General features: G+C 68.0%; 21 protein-coding genes. 6 read left to right on the top strand and 15 right to left on the bottom strand.

What is annotated here, in order from left to right; all coding sequences use genetic code 11:
- Positions 1-73: 73 nt before the first annotated feature.
- The gene (locus QM806_RS36215) at positions 74-214 is read right to left on the bottom strand and encodes a hypothetical protein (protein WP_155756156.1); all 141 of its coding nucleotides are present in this window, start codon (positions 212-214) and stop codon (positions 74-76) included.
- Between the two features lie 86 nt (positions 215-300).
- Here QM806_RS36215 and QM806_RS36210 point away from each other — a divergent pair, with 86 nt between their 5' ends.
- Positions 301-837, top strand: coding sequence for a LiaF domain-containing protein (locus QM806_RS36210; RefSeq protein ID WP_005265533.1), 537 nt, complete (start codon positions 301-303; stop codon positions 835-837).
- Here QM806_RS36210 and QM806_RS36205 read toward each other — a convergent pair.
- The 3 genes from QM806_RS36205 to QM806_RS36195 are packed head-to-tail and all read right to left on the bottom strand — an operon-like array spanning position 834 to position 4,537.
- Complete coding sequence (locus QM806_RS36205; RefSeq protein ID WP_120659303.1) at positions 834-1,838, bottom strand: acyl-CoA dehydrogenase family protein; 1,005 nt, start codon at positions 1,836-1,838, stop codon at positions 834-836. The two genes, QM806_RS36210 and QM806_RS36205, sit on opposite strands and share 4 nt — an antisense overlap.
- 30 nt (positions 1,839-1,868) lie before the next feature.
- Positions 1,869-3,386 carry an L-piperidine-6-carboxylate dehydrogenase gene (gene amaB / locus QM806_RS36200; protein WP_065490409.1) on the bottom strand — a complete coding sequence of 506 codons (1,518 nt, stop codon included), beginning with the start codon at positions 3,384-3,386 and terminating at the stop codon, positions 1,869-1,871.
- Positions 3,383-4,537, bottom strand: coding sequence for a 2-oxoadipate dioxygenase/decarboxylase family protein (locus QM806_RS36195; RefSeq protein WP_054248899.1), 1,155 nt, complete (start codon positions 4,535-4,537; stop codon positions 3,383-3,385). The genes amaB and QM806_RS36195 overlap by 4 nt, the downstream gene beginning before the upstream one ends.
- A 30-nt stretch (positions 4,538-4,567) precedes the next feature.
- Between QM806_RS36195 and QM806_RS36190 the strand changes: the two genes are divergently transcribed.
- From QM806_RS36190 to QM806_RS36180, 3 genes are all read left to right on the top strand, one after another.
- Positions 4,568-5,032, top strand: coding sequence for an Lrp/AsnC family transcriptional regulator (locus QM806_RS36190; protein WP_037208656.1), 465 nt, complete (start codon positions 4,568-4,570; stop codon positions 5,030-5,032).
- 66 nt (positions 5,033-5,098) lie between these two features.
- Positions 5,099-6,442 (top strand): L-lysine 6-transaminase, encoded by a 1,344-nt coding sequence (lat, locus tag QM806_RS36185; protein ID WP_054248898.1) that lies wholly within the window; start codon positions 5,099-5,101, stop codon positions 6,440-6,442.
- Positions 6,439-7,227 carry a tyrosine-protein phosphatase gene (locus QM806_RS36180; RefSeq protein ID WP_005563265.1) on the top strand — a complete coding sequence of 263 codons (789 nt, stop codon included), beginning with the start codon at positions 6,439-6,441 and terminating at the stop codon, positions 7,225-7,227. Before lat ends, QM806_RS36180 begins: the two co-directional genes overlap by 4 nt.
- Here QM806_RS36180 and QM806_RS36175 read toward each other — a convergent pair.
- The 7 genes from QM806_RS36175 to QM806_RS36145 all read right to left on the bottom strand — a co-directional run bounded on the left by QM806_RS36175 (position 7,191) and on the right by QM806_RS36145 (position 12,978).
- The gene (locus QM806_RS36175; RefSeq protein ID WP_120659302.1) at positions 7,191-7,523 is read right to left on the bottom strand and encodes a VanZ family protein; all 333 of its coding nucleotides are present in this window, start codon (positions 7,521-7,523) and stop codon (positions 7,191-7,193) included. The genes QM806_RS36180 and QM806_RS36175 overlap by 37 nt on opposite strands.
- Positions 7,524-7,525: 2 nt before the next feature.
- A complete protein-coding gene (locus QM806_RS36170) occupies positions 7,526-7,864 on the bottom strand; it encodes a hypothetical protein (RefSeq protein WP_005563268.1) in 339 nt (112 codons plus the stop codon).
- A gap of 1 nt (position 7,865) precedes the next feature.
- Entirely contained in the window at positions 7,866-8,276 is a 411-nt protein-coding gene (locus QM806_RS36165) for a DUF1707 SHOCT-like domain-containing protein (RefSeq protein ID WP_005563269.1), read from the bottom strand.
- Positions 8,277-8,345: 69 nt separating this feature from the next.
- Positions 8,346-10,136, bottom strand: a complete 1,791-nt coding sequence (locus QM806_RS36160) for an acetyl/propionyl/methylcrotonyl-CoA carboxylase subunit alpha (RefSeq protein ID WP_283294586.1) — start codon at positions 10,134-10,136, stop codon at positions 8,346-8,348.
- Between the two features lie 131 nt (positions 10,137-10,267).
- The gene (locus tag QM806_RS36155) at positions 10,268-11,644 is read right to left on the bottom strand and encodes a condensation domain-containing protein (RefSeq protein WP_283294584.1); all 1,377 of its coding nucleotides are present in this window, start codon (positions 11,642-11,644) and stop codon (positions 10,268-10,270) included.
- A gap of 21 nt (positions 11,645-11,665) precedes the next feature.
- Positions 11,666-12,082: a SufE family protein gene (locus QM806_RS36150; protein WP_005239978.1), complete on the bottom strand. Its 417-nt coding sequence runs from the start codon at positions 12,080-12,082 to the stop codon at positions 11,666-11,668.
- Positions 12,079-12,978: a sulfurtransferase gene (locus QM806_RS36145; RefSeq protein WP_283294582.1), complete on the bottom strand. Its 900-nt coding sequence runs from the start codon at positions 12,976-12,978 to the stop codon at positions 12,079-12,081. Before QM806_RS36145 ends, QM806_RS36150 begins: the two co-directional genes overlap by 4 nt.
- Positions 12,979-13,125: 147 nt before the next feature.
- On the opposite strand from QM806_RS36145, the gene QM806_RS36140 reads away from it, so the two are divergent.
- Complete coding sequence (locus QM806_RS36140; RefSeq protein ID WP_054248577.1) at positions 13,126-13,536, top strand: group III truncated hemoglobin; 411 nt, start codon at positions 13,126-13,128, stop codon at positions 13,534-13,536.
- On the opposite strand, the gene QM806_RS36135 is transcribed toward QM806_RS36140, so the two are convergent.
- Complete coding sequence (locus QM806_RS36135; protein WP_054248578.1) at positions 13,503-14,945, bottom strand: condensation domain-containing protein; 1,443 nt, start codon at positions 14,943-14,945, stop codon at positions 13,503-13,505. The two genes, QM806_RS36140 and QM806_RS36135, sit on opposite strands and share 34 nt — an antisense overlap.
- A complete protein-coding gene (locus tag QM806_RS36130; protein WP_283294579.1) occupies positions 14,945-16,462 on the bottom strand; it encodes a condensation domain-containing protein in 1,518 nt (505 codons plus the stop codon). The genes QM806_RS36135 and QM806_RS36130 overlap by 1 nt, the downstream gene beginning before the upstream one ends.
- 249 nt (positions 16,463-16,711) lie before the next feature.
- Between QM806_RS36130 and QM806_RS36125 the strand changes: the two genes are divergently transcribed.
- Positions 16,712-18,430, top strand: coding sequence for an MFS transporter (locus QM806_RS36125; RefSeq protein WP_054248580.1), 1,719 nt, complete (start codon positions 16,712-16,714; stop codon positions 18,428-18,430).
- On the opposite strand, the gene QM806_RS36120 is transcribed toward QM806_RS36125, so the two are convergent.
- Both QM806_RS36120 and QM806_RS36115 read right to left on the bottom strand, forming a co-directional pair.
- The gene (locus QM806_RS36120) at positions 18,413-19,057 is read right to left on the bottom strand and encodes a Maf family protein (protein ID WP_005265287.1); all 645 of its coding nucleotides are present in this window, start codon (positions 19,055-19,057) and stop codon (positions 18,413-18,415) included. The two genes, QM806_RS36125 and QM806_RS36120, sit on opposite strands and share 18 nt — an antisense overlap.
- Positions 19,058-19,067: 10 nt before the next feature.
- On the bottom strand, positions 19,068-19,430 hold the full coding sequence (locus tag QM806_RS36115; protein WP_054248581.1) for an acyl-CoA carboxylase subunit epsilon: 363 nt from the start codon (positions 19,428-19,430) through the stop codon (positions 19,068-19,070).
- Positions 19,431-19,477 lie beyond the last annotated feature (47 nt).

Raw genomic sequence — 19,477 nt, 5'->3', positions numbered from 1 at the left:
TCGCCCGCGCTCGCCGGAAAGCCCGCGACCGGGCATGTGCCGAGGACGGTGTGCCCTAGCTGTGCGCCGCCCCTCACACTGTCGTGAGTTTCGCCGTCGCCGGAGCGAACGACGGCGACGGCAACTCGACGGTGGCGGGCTCGTGCTCGGAGACCACCACGTAGGCGCCCACAGCGAGTAGCGCCAGAGCAACTGCGCGGATCAACTTGAACACGTTGTCTCGCTTCGGTCGAAGGGGCGGTGTGTCACGGGTGTAGCCGTCAGACAGTAGACGAGGGCACCGACAGCTACGGTGGAGTAATGACTGCTGCAGGGGACAGCCGCGAACTCGACCGACTCCGGGAGGCCGCACAAGCCCGCCTCGAGAAGGGGGTGGGGGACGGAAAGCTGACATTGGAGGAGTATTCGGAGCAAGCCGCGATCGTCTGGTCCCGCGACGTCGACGTCGAAGGTCTTCGGCGGCTGGTCCCCGTCGAAGCTCCAGCGGCGCCGGTGTCGCGACCTCAGTCCACCATCGTCGGAATCTTCGGCGACACCAAGCGTTCCGGCCGCTGGTCGCTCGCCGTCAAGACACTGGCCCTGCTCGTGTTCGGGGACGTGAAGCTCGACCTCCGGTCGGCCGTGATCGGCGCCCGCACGTCGACGATCACGCTCGTCACACTGTTCGGCGACAGCACGATCACCGTTCCGGAGGGCGTGCACGTCGAGGTGGGTGGTTTCGACCTCTTCGGCGACCGCGAACTCGACGCCGGTGCACAGGATCCCGGGCCCGCAGCCCCGACGATCCGCATCGTGTCGTACTCGCTGTTCGGTGACCTGAGGGTCCGCACCCGCTAGTCGCGGCCGAGGCGCTCCAGCAACGCCGACTTGATCGCCGGACGTCCCGCTGCGACGAGCGTGAAGGTGGCTTCACGCATGAGGCGTTCGGCGGTGTTCCCGGCGAGCAGTGACGAGCTGCCCTTCGCCGTGACGAGGGCGGTGGCGGTGCGGATGGCGAGTTCCGAAGCGCGGGCCCGTGCTTCGGCGATCTCGGCGCGGCCTTCGAGTGCCGCGTTCAGGTCGAGTCGTGCGCGTGCGGCCTGCTCTTCGAACGGGTCCGCGTCGACGCCGAGAGCCTCCAGTTCGCTGATCGCCCGGCGGGTGATCCCCATCGCCATGCACCCGTTGATCCACGACCCGAACAGCTGGCTCTTCGCGAAGTCGTCGGGGGAGACGACGGCACTCACCAGATCGCGTGGCACGGCGAGCCCGTCGAATGTCAACCGGACCGTGTTGGACCCGCGGGCCGCGATCAGCGGGAGTTCCTCGGCGGTGAGTCCCCGAAGCGGTTGCGCGGGAATGATGACGTGCACGATGGAGTCGTCGAATTCGTCGCGCGCCGACACCTGGAGCAGATCGACGATGCCCCAGCCGGTGACGAACGGCGACACCCCGTCGAGCACGTAGCCGTCGTCGACGCTGCGTGCCCACAGAGTGGGCGGGACGGGAATCGCTCCGGCCAGGGCGACACCGGCCCGGACGGTGCCGTCGATGAGCCCGTCGAGGTAGCGACCCTGCAGAGACGTGTTCGGCGAATCGGCGAGACCGGCGACGACGCCGTGATGCTGCATCCACGTGAACGCCGTCGTGAGGCAGCCGCCGCACAACGTCTCGATCACGTCGACCAGCACCGACGGCGTCACACCTTCTTCGCCCGGTGCCGCGAGTCCGTAGAAGCCGTCGGCGGCGAGAGTCTCGAAGTGACTGTCGGGAATCTCGCCGTCGGCATCGACGCTGTCGGCCACCGGGAACAACACGTTCTCGGCAATCTCACGCGCCATCTCGGTCCAGTTGCTCACGCCCCGAGAGTAGCCGGTCGACGCCGCCGATCAGGTGAACTCCACCCCTTGCGCGAGCGGGAGTCGATCGGAGTAGTTGACGGTGTTCGTCGCGCGGCGCATGTAGGCCTTCCATGCGTCGGATCCGGACTCGCGTCCGCCGCCCGTCTCCTTCTCGCCGCCGAACGCCCCGCCGATCTCCGCACCCGACGTGCCGATGTTGACGTTCGCGATGCCGCAGTCGGAACCGTCTGGCGCGAGGAACCTCTCGGCCTCACGCTGATCGGTGGTGAAGATCGACGACGAAAGCCCTTGGGGCACTTCGTTGTGCAATGCGATCGCCTGGTCGAAGTCGTCGTAGGTGAGGACGTAGAGGATCGGTGCGAACGTCTCCTCCTGCACCACCGACGTCTGCGCGGGCATCCGGACGAGGGCGGGCGAGACGTAGTAGGCGGAGTCGCTGCCACCGCTGCGTTCGCCGCCGCAGACAACGGTCCCGCCGTCGGCGCGGGCCTTGTCCAACGCGGTCTGCATGGCCTCGAACGCGGAGCGGTTCACCAACGGACCGACGAGGACACCGTCGTCGAACGGGTTCCCGACCTTCAACTGGCCGTACGCCGAAGAAATGCGCTGCACCAGCTCGTCGGCGACGGAGGAGTGCACGATCAGCCGCCGCAGGGACGTGCAGCGCTGGCCCGCGGTGCCCGCGGCGGAGAAGACGATTCCCCGCACGGCCAGATCGAGATCGGCGGACGGGGCCACCACCGCTGCGTTGTTGCCGCCCAGCTCGAGTAGACATTTGCCGAAACGCGCGGCGACGCGCGGACCCACGGCGCGACCCATCCGCACCGACCCGGTGGCGCTGACCAGCGCCACGCGTGCGTCGTCGACGAGACGCTCGCCGACGTCCCCCGCGCCCTGGACCAGGGCGTGGATCCCGGCGGGTGCACCGACGTCGCGGGCAGCGCGCGCCAGCAGCGCATCACAGGCGATCGCGGTGAGCGGAGTCCGATCCGACGGCTTCCACACCACCGTGTCGCCGCAGACCAGCGCGACGGCGGTATTCCACGACCACACCGCGACGGGGAAATTGAACGCCGAGATCACCCCGACGACTCCCAGTGGGTGCCACGTCTCCATCAGCCGGTGTCCCGGACGTTCCGAGGCCATCGTCCTGCCGTACAACTGGCGTGACAGACCGACCGCGAATTCGCAGATGTCGATCATCTCCTGCACTTCGCCCTGCGCCTCGGACGGAATCTTGCCCGCCTCGAGGGTGACCAGTTCCGCCAGGTCCGTCTTGTGTTCCGTCAGAAGCTGACCCAGGCGGCGCACCACCGCGCCGCGTTGGGGGGCGGGAACGGTACGCCACTCGAGGAAGGCGTCGTGCGCTGCGGTGATCGCCCGGTCCACGTCGTCCGTGCTGCTCGCGGTCACCGTGCGCAGTTCGGTCCCGGTGATCGGGGTTCGCGCGACGAGCGGTCCACCGGCGTCGGTGATCTCGGCGCCGCACCGGATCAGTGCTTCCTCGGCGCGTCGGCACAACTCCTCGGGGGCGGGAAGGTTCACGATGCTGTCCTCTCTCGGGTTCGATCCTGCTGCTGTCGGTAGAGCGTGAACGGGTCGTGCACAGGCCGGCCGAGGGTCTCGGCGAGCCATGGTGGGTGGTCGGGGCCGGAGTCCACCGCCACCGGGAGGTAGTCCTCGTAGAGAATGGGCTCCGCGACGTCTTCCTCGCCGGAGAGTCGGTGGCTGAAGTACGCCAGCCCGCTCGCCTCGAGTTCGGCTTCAGTCCGCGGAAACTCGCGTTCCCAGCGGGCGGAGTCGGCGTCCGCCAGACGGTCGCACAGTTCCCGTCCCTCGGGTGTCAGTGCGATGCCGCGCGACTCCGCAACGACGACTCCGCGTGGTTCGCCGGCGGCGCGGAACGACGCCTGCCGCTGAAGTACGTCCGGGCCGCCCCATGCGGGCGGTCCCTGGATGCGTCCGATCATCGTGAGGCCGCGGCGCGCCGCACGCAGGCACAGGTCGTCGAGGTCGAAGACCCGTGGCGCCAGATGGACGACGCGGACGCTCGTGCGCCCACCGATGTCGGCGGCGACGGGGGAGATACGTTCGAACTCGGCGTGCCAGGACCGGTCGGCCGCGGTGTCCGGCGATGCGAAGGCCGTGGCCGCCAGTGCGACGAACCGCTCCGCCGTCGGCGCCGTCAGCCCGCCTTCCTCGGTCGCGAGCGCGGCCAGGTGCAGCACCTCCGTGGGAAACACCGTGCGCGCGGCGAGAACGTTCTCGAGGCGGCGCTGCCGGTCGCAGTCGAAGAACCGGCGATCGGCGGTGGTGAGCATCGACGTGAACATCCCGAACGGGTTGCGGGCCAGTTCGATCGGATCGACGGGACGAAACGCCGTCGAGACGACGGGCGCGGGTGCGGGCGCGTCGCGCAGGTCGTAGCAGCCGACGGGGTGCATTCCGAAGCCCGCGAACAGGATGGCCGCCTGGCGCAGCTCCGTGGGTCCACCGAGCCTGATCGCGCCGCGGCGTTCGGATGTGATCCGGGCCAGGCCGCCACGGCGTTCGGCGTCGGCAGGGTGTCGCGCCGCGAAGTCCGCGTTGACCGCACCGGCCACCTCGGCCAGTGTGTCGTATGCGGGCACCTCCCGGCCGTACGTCGCGGCCAGTGCCCGGGCAAAGCGGGCGCGGAGCTCCCACGTTTCAACCATGATGCACCTCCGCTGGGCTAGCCTGCGCTGGTGGTGGAATCTTTTCGTAGCGACGCACCCCATACTCCTCTCGACGACATCGATCGGGTACTGATGCAGGAGTTGGTGGCCGACGGCCGGGCGACTCTGGCGACACTCGCCGAGAAGGCGGGGCTGTCGATCTCTGCCGTGCAGTCCAGGGTGCGCAGGCTCGAGGCCCGCAAAGTGATCCGCGGGTACACCGCGAAGATCGATCCGGATGCGCTCGGGCACGGTCTGTCCGCATTCGTCGCGATCACTCCTCTCGATCCGTCGCAGCCCGACGATGCACCCGCCCGGTTGCGGAACCTCCCCGCAATCGAAGCGTGCCACTCGGTCGCGGGGGAGGAGAGCTACGTGCTGCTGGTGCGCGTCGCTTCCCCGCGGGAGCTGGAACACCTGCTGCAGGAGATCCGTGCCACCGCCAACGTACACACGCGCAGCACCATCATCTTGCAAACATTTTACGACAGATGAGCCCTGTTCCGGATATGTTGCCGAATCGTCGCCGGTTCACAGGAATTTTGACGTAATCTCGTCGGTATGAGCACAGCGATTCGATTTACCGGAGATGGGGGCGAGCTGCCGGCGAGCCAGGTGCACGACGTGCTGCGCGAGCGCATTCTGGTCGACGGTTTCGACCTGGTGCTCGACCTGGAACACTCACGCGGTACGCATCTCGTCGACCAGCGCGATGGCACCAGCTACCTGGACATGTTCGGATTCTTCGCCTCGTCCGCGCTGGGGATGAACCACCCGGAACTGGCGGACGACGACGCCTTTCGCCGGGAACTGGCGGCGGCGGCGATCAACAAGCCGAGCAATTCCGACATCTACACCGTCCCGATGGCACGGTTCGTCGAGACGTTCGCCCGGGTGCTGGGCGATCCCGCACTGCCGCATCTCTTCTTCATCGACGGGGGCGCACTCGCCGTCGAGAACGCTCTGAAGGTGGCGTTCGACTGGAAGAGCAGGCTCAACGAGAGCCGCGGCCTCGACCCGGCGCTCGGCACGAAGGTGCTCCATCTGACCGAGGCGTTCCACGGGCGCAGTGGATACACGATGTCGCTCACCAATACCGAGCCCGGCAAGGTGGCGAGGTACCCCAAGTTCGACTGGCCGCGCATCGACTCCCCGTACCTCGCGGACGGGCGGGACGTCGTCGAGGCCGAGCGTCACGCACTGGACCAGGCGCGGCGCGCGTTCGCCGAGAACCCCTCGGATGTGGCGTGTTTCATCGCCGAGCCGATCCAGGGAGAGGGGGGAGACCACCACTTCCGCCCGGAATTCTTCCGGGCGATGGAGGCGCTCTGCCGTGAGAACGACGCGCTCTTCATTCTCGACGAGGTGCAGACCGGGTGCGGTCTCACCGGCACTGCCTGGGCGTACCAGCAATTGGGAGTGCATCCGGACGTCGTCGCGTTCGGCAAGAAGACTCAAGTCTGCGGCATCATGGCCGGCGGCCGGGTGGACGACATCCCCGACAACGTGTTCGCCGTCAGCTCGCGGATCAACTCCACCTGGGGTGGCAACCTCACCGACATGGTGCGGTCCCGCCGGATCCTCGAGATCATCGAGGAGGACCGGCTCGTCGACCGGGCCCGGATGACCGGGGCGCATCTCCTCGAACGACTGCGGGAACTCGCACGCGCGAATCCCGACGTGACCGAGCCGCGGGGACGCGGCCTCATGTGCGCGATCACCCTCCCCACTCCGCAGCGGCGGGACCGCGTCGTCGCCGACCTCAGGGACCGGGAGCGGGTGCTGATCCTGCCGACCGGCAAGCGCGGGATCAGGTTCCGCCCACCCCTGACGGTGACGACCGCGGAACTCGACGCCGCCGTGGATGCACTGGCCCGAGTGCTGGGCGGTACCGTCGACGCATGACGCCGATACCGCTCACGTCCGTGCCCAATCTGCGAGACGTCGGTGGCTACCGAACCCGGGACGGCGCGAAAGTGCGCACCGGCGTGTACTTCCGTTCGACCGATCTCAGCCGTATCGCGGACACGGACATGCCGCTGCTCGACGGCCTCGGGATCCGGACGGTGTACGACCTGCGCACCGCGGACGAGCGCGACGCGGCGCCCGACAAACTCCCGGACGGCGCTCGCGCGGTGGTGTTGGACGTGCTCGCCGACAAGGGGATCCGGTCTATCCCCGCGCAGATGCTCCAGGTGATCGCCGATCCGATGATCGCCGAACGGGAACTCGGCGGCGGACGCGCGATCGAGTACTTCGAGGGCAGCTACCGCGACTTCGTCGTGATGCCGAGCGCGGTGTCGTCGTACCGGGAGTTGTTCGGCGACCTGGCCTCGAACGGCAACACGCCTGCCCTCGTGCACTGCACCACCGGCAAGGACCGGACGGGATGGGCCACGGCCGCGCTACTGCTTCTCCTCGGAGTCGGTGAGGACGACGTGTTCCACGACTACCTGCTGACCAACGAACTCCTGCTTCCGTCGTTCGCGGGCGTGTTCGAGAAATTCGTCGACGCGGGTGGAGATCCGGCGCTGCTCGAGCCCGTGCTCGGAGTCCGTCAGCAGTACCTGGAGGTGTCCCTGGCCACCATGCGCGAGCAGTACGGGACCGTCGAACGGTACTTCTCCGACGGACTCGGCCTCGACGCCGGCGTTCAGACTCTGCTGCGGGAGCGCATGATCGCGGACTGAGCGGCCAACCCGATCGCCACACCCACCATGTCGGCGCAGAGATCCCAGACCGATCCGTGCCGGCCGATCGGCAGCACGCCCTGCAGTATCTCGGTGATCACCGCGAACGCCGCGAGCCACACCACGGTGATCCGTGGTGTCAGGAGCGCGTACCGGGAGGCGGCGGCCAGCGCCGCGAACAGCAGGGCGTGCACCACCTTGTCGGCATGTTCGGGACCCGACGGCGTCGCGGACGCAGGGGACAGGAGCATGACCAGTGCCAGCACGGTGAGGGCCGCCACCGGAACGGATCGCATAGTCACCGCCGGACCGTGAACCCCAGTGCGCCCTCGGCAAACCGTTGCACCGCATCCGATCCGCTCGCCAGCGCGTCCTCGTGGCCGGTCCGCGCCCAGCCGGTGAGGGTCGCGGACTCCCCGGACGGGGTGAGGCCCACCTCGGCGAGCAGTTCGCCGGTGTTGGGCTGGCAAATCGCCCACGAATAGTGCTCGTCGCTCAGCCACTGCGCCGTACGGCGGGCGACGTACTCGGGTTCGGCGATTCCACCGTCCGCGAGCGCCGGGCGATCGTCGACCCGTTCGTCGGCGCGCAGCGCGCGCAGGTACCAGCCACCCGCATTGACCTCGACAGGTTCCATGTCAGCGGTCCCGGTCGCGGCGGCGATCGCGACCGTGGCGGTCGTCGCGGGTGCCGAACAGGATGGCGCCGGCGGCAGGGATCATCAGGAAGAACAACCAGCTGTTGTCGACCGGGACGACGAAGAACAGCACGAGGGCGACGAGCGGGATCACCGACATCACGATGCGACGCCAGTTCTGGTCGTTGTCGGTGCCGGCCGATTCGGCCTTGGCGGGCGCGCCGACCGTGGTCGCGGGGAGGTCGGTGAACACTCGGTCGAGCTCGCCGCGAGTGGTGGCATTCGTGACCGCGAGACTGCGCTCGTCGAACTCGGGGACCGTCAAACGGCCCGCCGCGAAATGTTCGCTCAGCAAGTTCAGGGCCTGCTCACGTTCGGCAGTGCCGATACGGATCTCGGGAACGTCAGACATGCGTACAGACTACTGTGAGTCCTTCTCGACCCCGGGGGCCGAGAAGGACTCACGAGTGGGTGCAGGTGCCTATTTCAGTTCTGCGAGGACGGTGCCCTGGGTGATGGCGGCGCCGGGTTCGACGGCGAGGCCGGTGACGGTGCCGGCCTTGTGGGCGTTGACGGGGTTTTCCATTTTCATGGCCTCGAGGACGGCGATGAGGTCGCCCTCGGCGACTTGTTGTCCTTCTTCGACGGCGACCTTGACGACGGTGCCCTGCATGGGGGCGGTGACGGCGTCACCGGAGGCGGCGCCGCCGTGGGCGCCGCCGCGGGTGCGGGCCTTGGGCTTCTTGCGGACCGCCCCGGGGGCGATTCCGGCGCCGGTGCCGAGGGTGAACTGTCCGGGCAGGGACACCTCGACGCGGCGGCCGCCGACCTCGACGACGACGTTCTGCCGGGGCCCGGACTCGTCCTCGTCGATCGGCTGGTTACCGGTGAACGGTTCGATCTGGTTGTCCCATTCGGTTTCGATCCACTTGGTGTAGACGTCGAAGGTGGTGCCGTCGCCGATGAAGGCGGGGTCGGAGACGATGGCCCGGTGGAACGGGATGACCGTGGCCAGTCCTTCGACCTGGAATTCGGCGAGGGCGCGGCGGGCGCGGGCCAGGGCCTCGTCGCGGGTGGCGCCGGTGACGATGAGCTTGGCGAGCATGGAGTCGAACTGGCCGCCGATCACGCTGCCGGTTTCGACGCCGGAGTCCATCCGCACGCCGGGGCCGGTGGGCGGGACGAACTTGGTGACCGGGCCGGGGGCGGGCAGGAAGCCGCGGCCGGCGTCCTCGCCGTTGATCCGGAATTCGAAGGAGTGCCCGCGGGGGGTGGGGTCCTCGGTGAGGTCGAGGTGTTCGCCGTTGGCGATCTTGAACTGCTGCAGGACCAGGTCGAGGCCGGCGGTTTCCTCGGTGACGGGGTGTTCGACCTGCAGGCGGGTGTTGACCTCGAGGAAGGAGACGGTGTCGCCCTGGACGAGGTATTCGACGGTGCCGGCGCCGTAGTAGCCGGCCTCCTTGCAGATGGCCTTGGCGGAGGTGTGGATGCGGTTGCGTTGGTCGTCGGTGAGGAACGGGGCGGGGGCCTCCTCGACGAGTTTCTGGAAGCGGCGTTGCAGGGAGCAGTCGCGGGTGCCGGCGACGATGACGTTGCCGTGCTGGTCGGCGATGACCTGGGCTTCGACGTGGCGGGCCTTGTCCAGATACTGTTCGACGAAGCATTCGCCGCGGCCGAACGCGGCGACGGCCTCGCGGGTGGCGGAGTCGAACAGCTCGGGGATTTCCTCGATGGTGTGGGCGACCTTCATGCCGCGCCCGCCCCCGCCGAACGCGGCCTTGATGGCGACGGGGACACCGTATTCCTTGGCGAAGGCGACGACCTCGTCGGCGTTGCGGACCGGGTCCTTGGTGCCGGCGGCCATCGGGGCCTTGGCCTTTTCGGCGATGTGCCGGGCGGTGACCTTGTCGCCGAGGTCGCGGATCGATTGCGGGGAGGGGCCGATCCAGATCAGGCCGGCGTCGATCACGGCCTGGGCGAAGTCGGCGTTTTCGGAGAGGAAGCCGTAGCCGGGGTGGATGGCGTCGGCGCCGGACTTTTTGGCGGCGTCGAGGATTTTGTCGAACACCAGGTAGGACTCGGCGGAGGTCTGCCCGCCGAGGGCGAACGCTTCGTCGGCCAGGCGCACGAACGGGGCGTCGGCGTCGGGTTCGGCGTAGACGGCGACGCTGGCCAGGCCGGCATCGGCTGCGGCCCGGATCACCCGCACTGCAATCTCACCGCGGTTCGCGACGAGCACCTTCGTGATGTGCGCGCTGGCATGACTGGGCACTGAGCCTCCTGTGGTTCGCATGGTCTGTCTCCGCGGTGGCTCCCGTGGGTGTCACCAGCGGTCGTTTACGGCATCACTTCGGAGTCTAAGCACCGAACCGATCCGTGTTGTCACCGGACCGAAATTTCCCGTCAGGGCTGTCCGACGCTCCGCAACCCTACCGAGAGGTAGCTGGTTGACACCTGTTCCAGTTGCCGGCGGAGGCTCCCGACCCACGTGTGGACGCTCGCGGCAGCGATGTCGTTGCCCGGATAGCGGACCGCCAGATTGACACCTCGGGGGGTGCGATTGATCCAGGCGTACACGTCGTGGGTGTACTGCCGGCTCCTCAGCGCCCGGGCGTTGCGCTCGTGCCAGCGGCCCGCATCGGGCACGAACCGGACGTCCATGTAGGAGACGACGAAGCGAGGCCGGATGGGGATGTCGAGTTCCTTCTCGATGCGGTCGAACGGGACCACCGAGATCGGTTTCGTCCGGGCCACGCTCTCGGCGGCGTCGCGGGCGACGGCGGCGAACTCGTCCGACGTCACCTCGAAGTCGATCGGGCTGAGACCCACGAACCATCCGAGCGCGGACGCCCACTGCGGGGAGTGCCGGGTATGGACCGGAGTGACCGTCCGAAAGCGTTGATGCCCGGCCACTTCCGCCCCGGCCATACCCAGGCACGCGAGCAGGCCGGGGAAGAACCCCACATCCGCCTCGCGGCACACCGAGTTGAACGCCGCAGCCTGGTCGGCATCGAGAATCCAGGCAGACAGGTTCTGCTGGGCGTACGACGTGCGCGGACCGACCTCGAGCGGGAACTCGGGGAGTCCCGGTCCCTCGAGCGCCGAGCGCCACACGTCGAGCGCCTCACGTTTCACCTCGGCGTCGGTGGAGGTCTCACGCTCCTCACGGCCGAAGTCGATGTAGCTGCCGACGGGAAACAGGTTGGCCGTGCGTCCGGACAGTGCTTCCTCGTACAGGGCGGTCAACTCGTGGGCGACGAGCACGATGGAGAACCCGTCGATGATCGAGTGATCGGCCGCGAAGAACACCGTGAATCGGTCGCGTTGGACTGTTTCGAGCGTCGCGAAGACGTACGACGGCCAACTGTGCGGCGACGCGTACTCGTCGAACAGTTGCTGCAGGTGCGCGAAGTTGTCGCCGCCGGCGGCGTCGTACCCGTGGCTGACGACCCCCACGTGCAGCCCGCCCTGCGGCACGGTGCGCCGGTGCACGCGCTCGGTCTCCGCGTCGAACGTCGTGTGCGAGCGCAGCACCTCGTGACGATCGGTCCACTTCTCCAGTGCCGACCGGAAAGCGGTGACGTTCAGCGTGCCGTGGATCTCGAACGCGGTGCCCAGCCAGGATTCGCGACCACCGGAGTCGGAGCACCGGCGCAGGTGCGCCTCGTGGATGTACGAGGCGGGGCGGGGATCGTCCACCCATTCCGAGCGGGCGCACGGTAACCATTCGGTGAGCGCGCCCACCGGAACGGGATAGTCGGCAAGTTCGGTGAATTCCATCAGTAAGTGTTCAGACCCTGCCTAGCCGCGAAGATGCCGCTTGATTCGCGCGAGCATCGCGGACATGCCGCGCAGCCGCAGGGGACTGACGGCGTCGGCGAGCCCGAGCGCGGAATAGAAATCGTCCGGAATGCCGAGGATGGTGGCAGCACTGTGCCCGTCCAGGCCCTGGTGCAGGATCGACGCGAAACCCCGCGTCGTCGGCGCTTCCGCGGGCGCGCTGAAATGCAGCCGCACGTGGTCGGGATCGGAGTCGTCGACCGACAGGAACAACGGAGACTGGCACTCGGGCACCGGTTCCATGGCGTCCTGCTCGAGTTCGGCAGGCAGAGGCGCCAGTTCGCGGCTGAACTCCAGCAGCAACTGCAGCTTGTCCGAGCCGTCGACGGCAGCGAAGTCGTCGACGATCTCGGCAAGCGAATCGGGTAGTTCGGTCATGACGATGCGCCGGGAACGTCTCCCGGCTCTTCACCCCTGACGATCGGAACGCGAACCATGTTGCCCCACTCCGTCCACGAACCGTCGTAGTTGCGGACGGTGGGGTAACCGAGCAGGTGGGTGAGGACGAACCAGGTGTGGCTGGAACGCTCCCCGATGCGGCAGTACGCCACGATGTCGTCGTCGGCGGACACACCGCCGTAGATCTCGTTCAGTTCACCGCGTGAGCGGAACCGGCTGTCGGGGGCTGCGGCCTTGGCCCACGGAATGCTCAGCGCGGTCGGGATGTGGCCGCCGCGCAGCGCCCCCTCTTCGGGGTAGTCGGGCATGTGGGTGCGTTCGCCGGTGTACTCCTGGGGCGAACGCACGTCGATCAGCGGCCCCTTGCCGAGGTGATCGAGCACGTCGTCCTTGAACGCGCGGATCGGGGCGTCGTTGCGCTCGACCACCGGGTAGTCGGTGGGGGAGGTCTCGGGGACGTCGAACGCGGTGTCCCGGTTCTCGGCGATCCACGCGTCGCGGCCGCCGTCGAGGAGACGGACGTCCTCGTGTCCGAACAGCGTGAACACCCAGAGGGCGTACGCCGCCCACCAGTTGCTCTTGTCGCCGTAGATCACGACGGTGTCGTCGCGGCTGATGCCCTTGCGGCTCATCAGGTCGGCGAACTGCTCGCCGTTGATGTAGTCACGGGTCACCGGATCGTTGAGATCGAGGTGCCAGTCGACCTTGACGGCTCCGGGGATGTGGCCGACGTCGTAGAGGAGCACGTCCTCGTCCGACTCCACCACCTTGAGGCCGGGTGTGCCCAGATTCGCGGACAGCCACTCCGTCGACACGAGCCGACCGGGGTTGGCGTACTCGGCGAAGGACTGGGTGGGATCTGGCGCTACGGGCACGGGTGGGCTCCTGGGGCAGATGCGACGGGGACGGCGTCAATTCTAGGCGGACGCCGGAAGTTCTTCCGACCGGCGTTCACACTTACCGGCCGTGGATGGTGAGGGAGCCCGCCCAGGCGCGTAGATTCGCACCCGAACGGAGGCCTCATGCCCGACATCTCGACGCGCGCCGACCTGGAACTGCTGCTCCGGCACTTCTACGGCCGGGCATTCGCCGATCCGGTCCTCGAACCGGCCTTCGAGACGCTCGCGGTGATCGGCCTGGACGACCACCTGCCCGTCATGTGCGACTTCTGGGAGACGGTCCTGCTGCGCACAGGCGTCTACCGAGGCAGCGCGTTCGCCGTGCACCGGGCGCTGCACGGCCGGCACGGATTCACCGACCGGCACTTCGACCGCTGGGTCGAACTGTGGACGTCCAGCGTCGACGAGTTGTTCGCCGGCGACGTCGCGGGGCGGGCCAAGGTCGAGGCAGTCAAGTTCGCCGACGCTATACGGCGACGACTGTTCGAGCCCTCCGGCGGTCAGACGACCGGAGTGCCTTCCAGGTTCAGCTGACTGGTCAGCTCCGCGATGGGAGTGACGCCGTTCTCGCAGATGTCGTGCATGATTTCGCGCAGCCGCACCAGGAACTCGGTGACCGCGCGGCGTGCCGTCGGCGTCTCGGGGAACCGCGACCGCAGCGCGAGACCGCGCTGGGTGCGGGAGATCCAGAATTGCGCGTCGTCCGCGACCGTCACGTTGCTGATGTGGTGGGCGTTCAGCTCGTCGTGATCGTCGGTGCCGGGCAGTTTGCGGTAGTCGATGTACGAGACCATGAACACATCCGTGCGGGTGCGGCGGTATCCGTCACCGAGCGCCTCCCGCACCTGGGCCATCGTCACGCCCTTGAGCGTGAGAGCCGTGCGGAACGAGGCGTGGGTGTGCGCCAGGGAGGACTGGAAGTCGCAGTCGGGTGTCAGTTCGACCGTCAGCGGCGCACTCGTCGTGAGCCACCCGATCGCATTGGCCCACTGCGGGTCCTGGCGAATGTGCAGCGGAAACTGCAACGGCATCCGGGAAATGCCGTTGATCGAGTGCACTGCCATGCCCATCGCGGTGAGCGCCCCGGAGAACAGGCTTCCCCCCGAGTCCAGGCAGATTTCCTCGAACCGCTCGGTGTCGGCGGCGCCGAGAAGGGGGCGGACATCCGCTCCCTGTGGTGCGGGCCTGCCCGCCTCGACACCCAGATCGAGCGGGAAACTGGGCGCGGTGCCGCCGCAGCGTTCGTAGAAGCGTGCCCATTCGCGCACCCGGGGGTCGCCGATCTCGGTGACGGGCGTCTCGGCCTCGAGTTCGCAGTACCGCAGGAAGCTCCCGGGATCGCCGAGTTCTTTCGTCAGGTCCGCTTCGGTGAGCGCGGCCGAGCCGCCGAGTCCGATGAGTCGCTGATAGATCTGCCGGAGTTCGCCCAACGCGATGACGAGCGAGTATCCGTCGACGAGAGTGTGATCGAATGCACTGACCACGGTGTAGTGCGAGTCGCGCTCGATGGTGGCGAACAGGTACGCGGGGAACGTCAGCGGGTCGCACGCCTCGGTGAACCGGTACCGCAGGTGGTCGCGGAGTTCGTGCGGTGACGTCGTCGCCGAGGACTCGGACGCGACGACGGTGATGTCTTCGGGGTCGAGATCCACGCGCGCCATCGCATCCGGGCTCACGTCGAAGCCGGTTTGCAGCGTGTCGTGACGCCGGATGAAGTGCACCAGCGCCTGCGTGAGAGCATCCCGGTCGAGTCGCCCGGGAAGGTCGAAAGCTGCTGCCATCCAGACGCTTCGGCCGACGCCGTGGGTGCGGGCGGTGTCGAGATGGAATTGCTGGTTGTACGAAGGCGGCACCGCGGACGGGGAGACCTTGCCCGGCGCGACGGACCATTCCGTCACCAGGCCGGGTTCGAGCATGTACCGGTCGATCGACGTGACGTGCACTACTCCACCCCTGCGGCAGTCGCGGAGTCCGCTGTCGGCGCGAACGATGTCACCGTGTAATCGCCTTCGCGGGCAACGGTTTTCATGATGTTCGACAACCGTTCCGCATATGCGGTCACAGACTGGTGGGCCTCGTCGGTGTCGGGGTGCGAGACGGCCATCCACGTGCCCTCGAGCATGCGGTTGACCCAGATCGACGCGATCTGAGTGGCCTTGCCACCCACGATGCCGGTCGCCCGGGTCGACACGAAGCTCTCGGTCTGCGGCAACCGCCGGCCGTCGATGTACGACACGATCGGAGGCGGTGCGAGCGTGGTGGCGTGTTGCGACATCGCCTCGGGGCCGGCCTGAGCGAGCACGGTGTCGATCACTTGCTGCACGGACACCTCGCCGAGCGCCTTGCCGGACCGGTAGGCGTCCTGCGCGCGCTGGGCCAGTCCCGTGAACGTCGTGGCGTCCTCGAGGGCGAACCCGACCGGAATGAGATTGATGAACCACCCCTGGGACCAGTAGAACTGCGGGTCGTTGCGGGTGGTGAGGGGGGACAGCGCCATGTAGCGGTCGCGCCCGACCAGTTCGTGTTCGGTGATCGCGAGAGCCGCGAACACGCCGCCGATGAAGTTGGAACCGTGGGCCTTGCACACGGCGCCGAACTGCTCGCACTCGTCGGCGTCGGCGAGGTCGAATCGGCTGCCGATGGCCGGCTTCGGTTCGTCGGACGCCCCGAGGTCGAGGGGGAAGCTCGGGAAGGTACCGCCGTTGCGGGTGAGGTGACCGATCCAGCCGTGCACCTCGGGGGAGGCGAGGGTCAGTGTCGCCGCTTTCTCCCGCTCCCGGCGGCTGTACTCCACGTAGCTTCCCGGATCGGGTAGTTCGGGCTCTACGCCGTCGAGTTCGGCCTGATAGATGATCCGCGTCTCGGCGAACGTGAGAATCATCGACTGCATGTCGGTGTGCGCGTGATCGACGGCGTGGAACAGGGTGAAGCTGTCCTCGGGCCCGGGAGCGCCGGCGTCGTGATGTTCCACCACGCCGAACACGAAAGCAGGCCAGGCCAGCGCGCTCGTCTCGTTCGCGAAGCGCGCGGCGACGTGGTCGCGGACCTGTTCAGGGGTGGTGAGGGTCTCGCCCTCGTGTGCGATCAGGGCGATGGAGTCGGCGGGCACGACGTGCCGCTGTACCGCGTTCGCGGTGTCCGTGGGGTCGGCATCCGCGTTCTCGAACGAGAACCAGCTGTGCAGGGTGTCGTGCCGCAGGATGTAGTGCTCGAGAGTGCGGGTCATCGCGGCGCGGTCGAGCCTGCCCGGGAAGTCGAAGGCGATGCCGATCCAGGGGGACTGCGTCTCGCCGTTGTTCGCCGCCAGCCGGGCCCGCCGCAGGTGCCGCTCCTGCATGGTGGTCGGCAGTGCCGGATCCACCGGCGCTTCGACAGCCGCACGTGCACTCGCGTCCGTGACTTTCCACTCGACGACCCGCCCAGGCTCTGGCTTCCAGTGGGTGATCAAGTTCAAGTCCATCGAGCGGCTCCTGGTGTGTCGAATCGGTTGCGAGTTCGGTCGGGTGTGGCACGGACTTCTCGCAACAGGATGCGGCACCGAGTGCCTTACCGCGAGAGGTAAAGAAGTATGAGACTGATTACAGGTCGGTCCCGGTCTAGTCAAGTGTCGGGCAAAAGGGTTCTACGCTGCAAGTTCCTCGAGTAGCATGCAGCAACCTCTGAACGACCTCACAGCGTTCTGTGAGCTTCGAGCCGCTAGCCTGTCCGGATGCCTGTGACGCAGCGTGACGCACTCTATCGAGGCGAACTCGGTCGGTGGGTCCCGTGGCTGGGACTGGCCACCAGCCTCGCCGCCGTGTTCATGCAACTCCTGGACGCGACCATCGTCAACGTCGCGCTCCCGAGCATCGCGGTCGATCTGGGTGCTTCGGTGTCGGCGCAGCTGCTGATGGTGAGCGTCTACACGCTGTCCTTCGCATGTTCGCTGATCACAGCGGCACGACTGGGGGATCTCCTCGGCCGACGACGGGTCTTCCTCACCGCGTTGGCCGTCTTCATCGTTGCCTCACTGCTCTGCGGACTGGCCCAGTCGCCGACCGCTCTCGTGGTGTCGCGGGCGTTGCAGGGTCTCGCGGCGGGGTCGATGTCGGCTCAGACGTTCGCCATCATCTCGGGACTCTTTCCGAAACGCTCGCACCCGCGGGTGTTCGGCATCTACGGCGCGACCATCGGGCTCGCCACCATCTGCGGTCCGCTCGTCGGCGGACTTCTCATCCAGTGGGATCTCTTCGACTGGGGTTGGCGGCTGATCTTCTTCGTCAACCTCCCGATCGGGCTCGCGGCCCTGGTCCTCGGCTACTTCTATCTCGTCGACGCGAAGCCCGACGGCGTCCGCCGTCTCGACGTGGGCGGCGCCGTGCTGTCGGCGGCCGGGCTGTTCCTCCTGATCTTTCCGCTCGCGGAGGGCCGGGAACGCGGCTGGCCGACCTCGATCGTGGTGATGCTGCTGTGTTCGGTGCCGGTCCTGATCGCGTTCGTCGTCTACGAGTGGCGGCTGGGGCGCCGCGGCGGCGACCCGGTGCTGCGCCTCGAGTTGTTCACCGACCGCGCGTTCTCGCTCGGCGCGGCCATCGCGTTCGTGTTCTTCGGGACGCTCACGTCGCTGATCTTCACCATCTCCCTCACCCTGCAGTTCGGGTTCGGGTTCTCCCCGCTCAGGGCCGGGGTGATGACGCTGCCGTGGGCATTGGGGACCGGTCTCGCCGCGCTGGCCTCCGCTGCCGTGTACCGGCGCATCGGCAACCTCGTCCTGCCTCTCGGGATGCTGCTCTTCGCCGGCTCCCTCGTCGTGCTGGCGGCGCAACTGCAGCACGAGGGCACCGATCCGCGGTGGTCGGCGCTGGCCGGGCCGCTGTTTATCGGGGGAGCCGGACTCGGACTGTTCGTGGCGCCGCTCCAGACGGCGATCCTCGCGACCGTGCAACCGCAGAACGCGGGGTCGGTGTCGGGGCTGCTCCCGACCGTGCAGCAGGTGGGTAGTTCGATCGGGCTCGCGGTGATCGGTGTCGTGTTCTTCAACCTCGTCGCGACGCAATCGGCGGACGCGGTTCAGGCCGAGCGGCCTGCGCTGACCGCGCAGCTCGCCGAGGCCGGGGTGCCGTCGGCGCTGATCCCGCGTGCCGAGGAGACGTTCGTACGGTGCGCGACGGAGCAACTCGGGTCCACGTCCCCGATGAAGGTGCCCGACGAATGCCGTTCGCCGGCATCCGGCGGTGCGGCGCTCGGCGCCGCTCAGCAGCAGATCGCCGACTCCGCGGTGGTGGCCGCACGGGAATCGACCCGTAATGCAGCGGGCGAGGCGTTTCTCCAGGCAGAACGCCGCATCCTCTGGATCATTGCGGCGGTGGCGGCGGCTATCGGTGTGGCGTCGCTGACGCTCCCGCGCCGGAACCAGCAGGTCGACGAACGGTCAGCCGACGCGGCCTGACGACGCCCACAACTCGGCGACGCCGACCCCGACCTCCGCGAGCAACCTCCGGACGAGCGGCAGGCCGATCCCGATCACGCTGGACGGATCGCCCTCGATGCGGTCCACGAACCAACCCCCGAGGCTGTCGAGGGTGAACGCGCCCGCGACCTGCAGTGGCTCCCCGGTCGCGAGGTAGGCCTCCAGATCGGCGTCCGGCGGGCTCCCGAAATGGACGACGGTGGCGCTGTGATCGTGTGCGTCACTCACCACCGCACCCTCCGCGATCCGCAGGACGCTGTGCCCGGTGAGCAGGGTCGCGCTACGGCCGGCCATCGCCGACCACCGCGCGCGGGCGACGTCGACGGTTCCGGGTTTGCCCTGCAGGGACCCGTCGATCAGCAGCATGGAGTCGCATCCGACGACGACGGCGTCCGAGATCCCGTCCCGTGCGAGAACGGGGAGGACGTCGTTGGCCTTGGCTCGGGCCAGTTCGGTGACGACGTGCTCGGGGGCGGCGTCGGCACCGAGTGCCGCGATGACGGCGTCCTCGTCGACTCCGGAGACTCGCACGACCGGCTCCACCCCGGCGCTGCGCAGGACAGCCAGCCGCGCCGGGGAAGCCGAGGCGAGAACGAAGGACGTCACCGGATCCTGATCAACGCCGGTACTCCGACACGTTCGGGAACGCGTACGGCGAGAACGGGGCGACGCTCCGGTGCATCCGCGTGGGAGCACCCCAGGACTCGGGTGGGAGGTGCGCATCCGGATCACCGCTGCCTGCGGCGGCGACCGCGGACAGCACCGCGACGAGCGCCGCGATCTCCTCGTCGGACGGTGAGCCCTTGACCACCTTCAGGAAAGGCTCACGGGCCGCATCGGCGGCTGCGCCGTCCGTGTCACCCGGCAGGTCGGTGGCCGCACCCTCGGCGAGCGTGGTGTCCGCTGCGGAACCGTTGACTGACGACGTCGCGTCGGAACCGGTCTCGGTGCGCACGTCGTCCTCGGTGATAGCGGTCATAGGGGGATGTTCCCATGCTTCTTGGGCGGGAGGGTGACCATTTTGCG

It is taken from the genome of Rhodococcus sp. IEGM 1351 (assembly GCF_030056875.1).
Classification (GTDB): domain Bacteria; phylum Actinomycetota; class Actinomycetes; order Mycobacteriales; family Mycobacteriaceae; genus Rhodococcus_F; species Rhodococcus_F opacus.
Note: the sequence above shows the minus strand (reverse complement) of the source record. Positions and strands in the feature narration are given on the sequence as shown.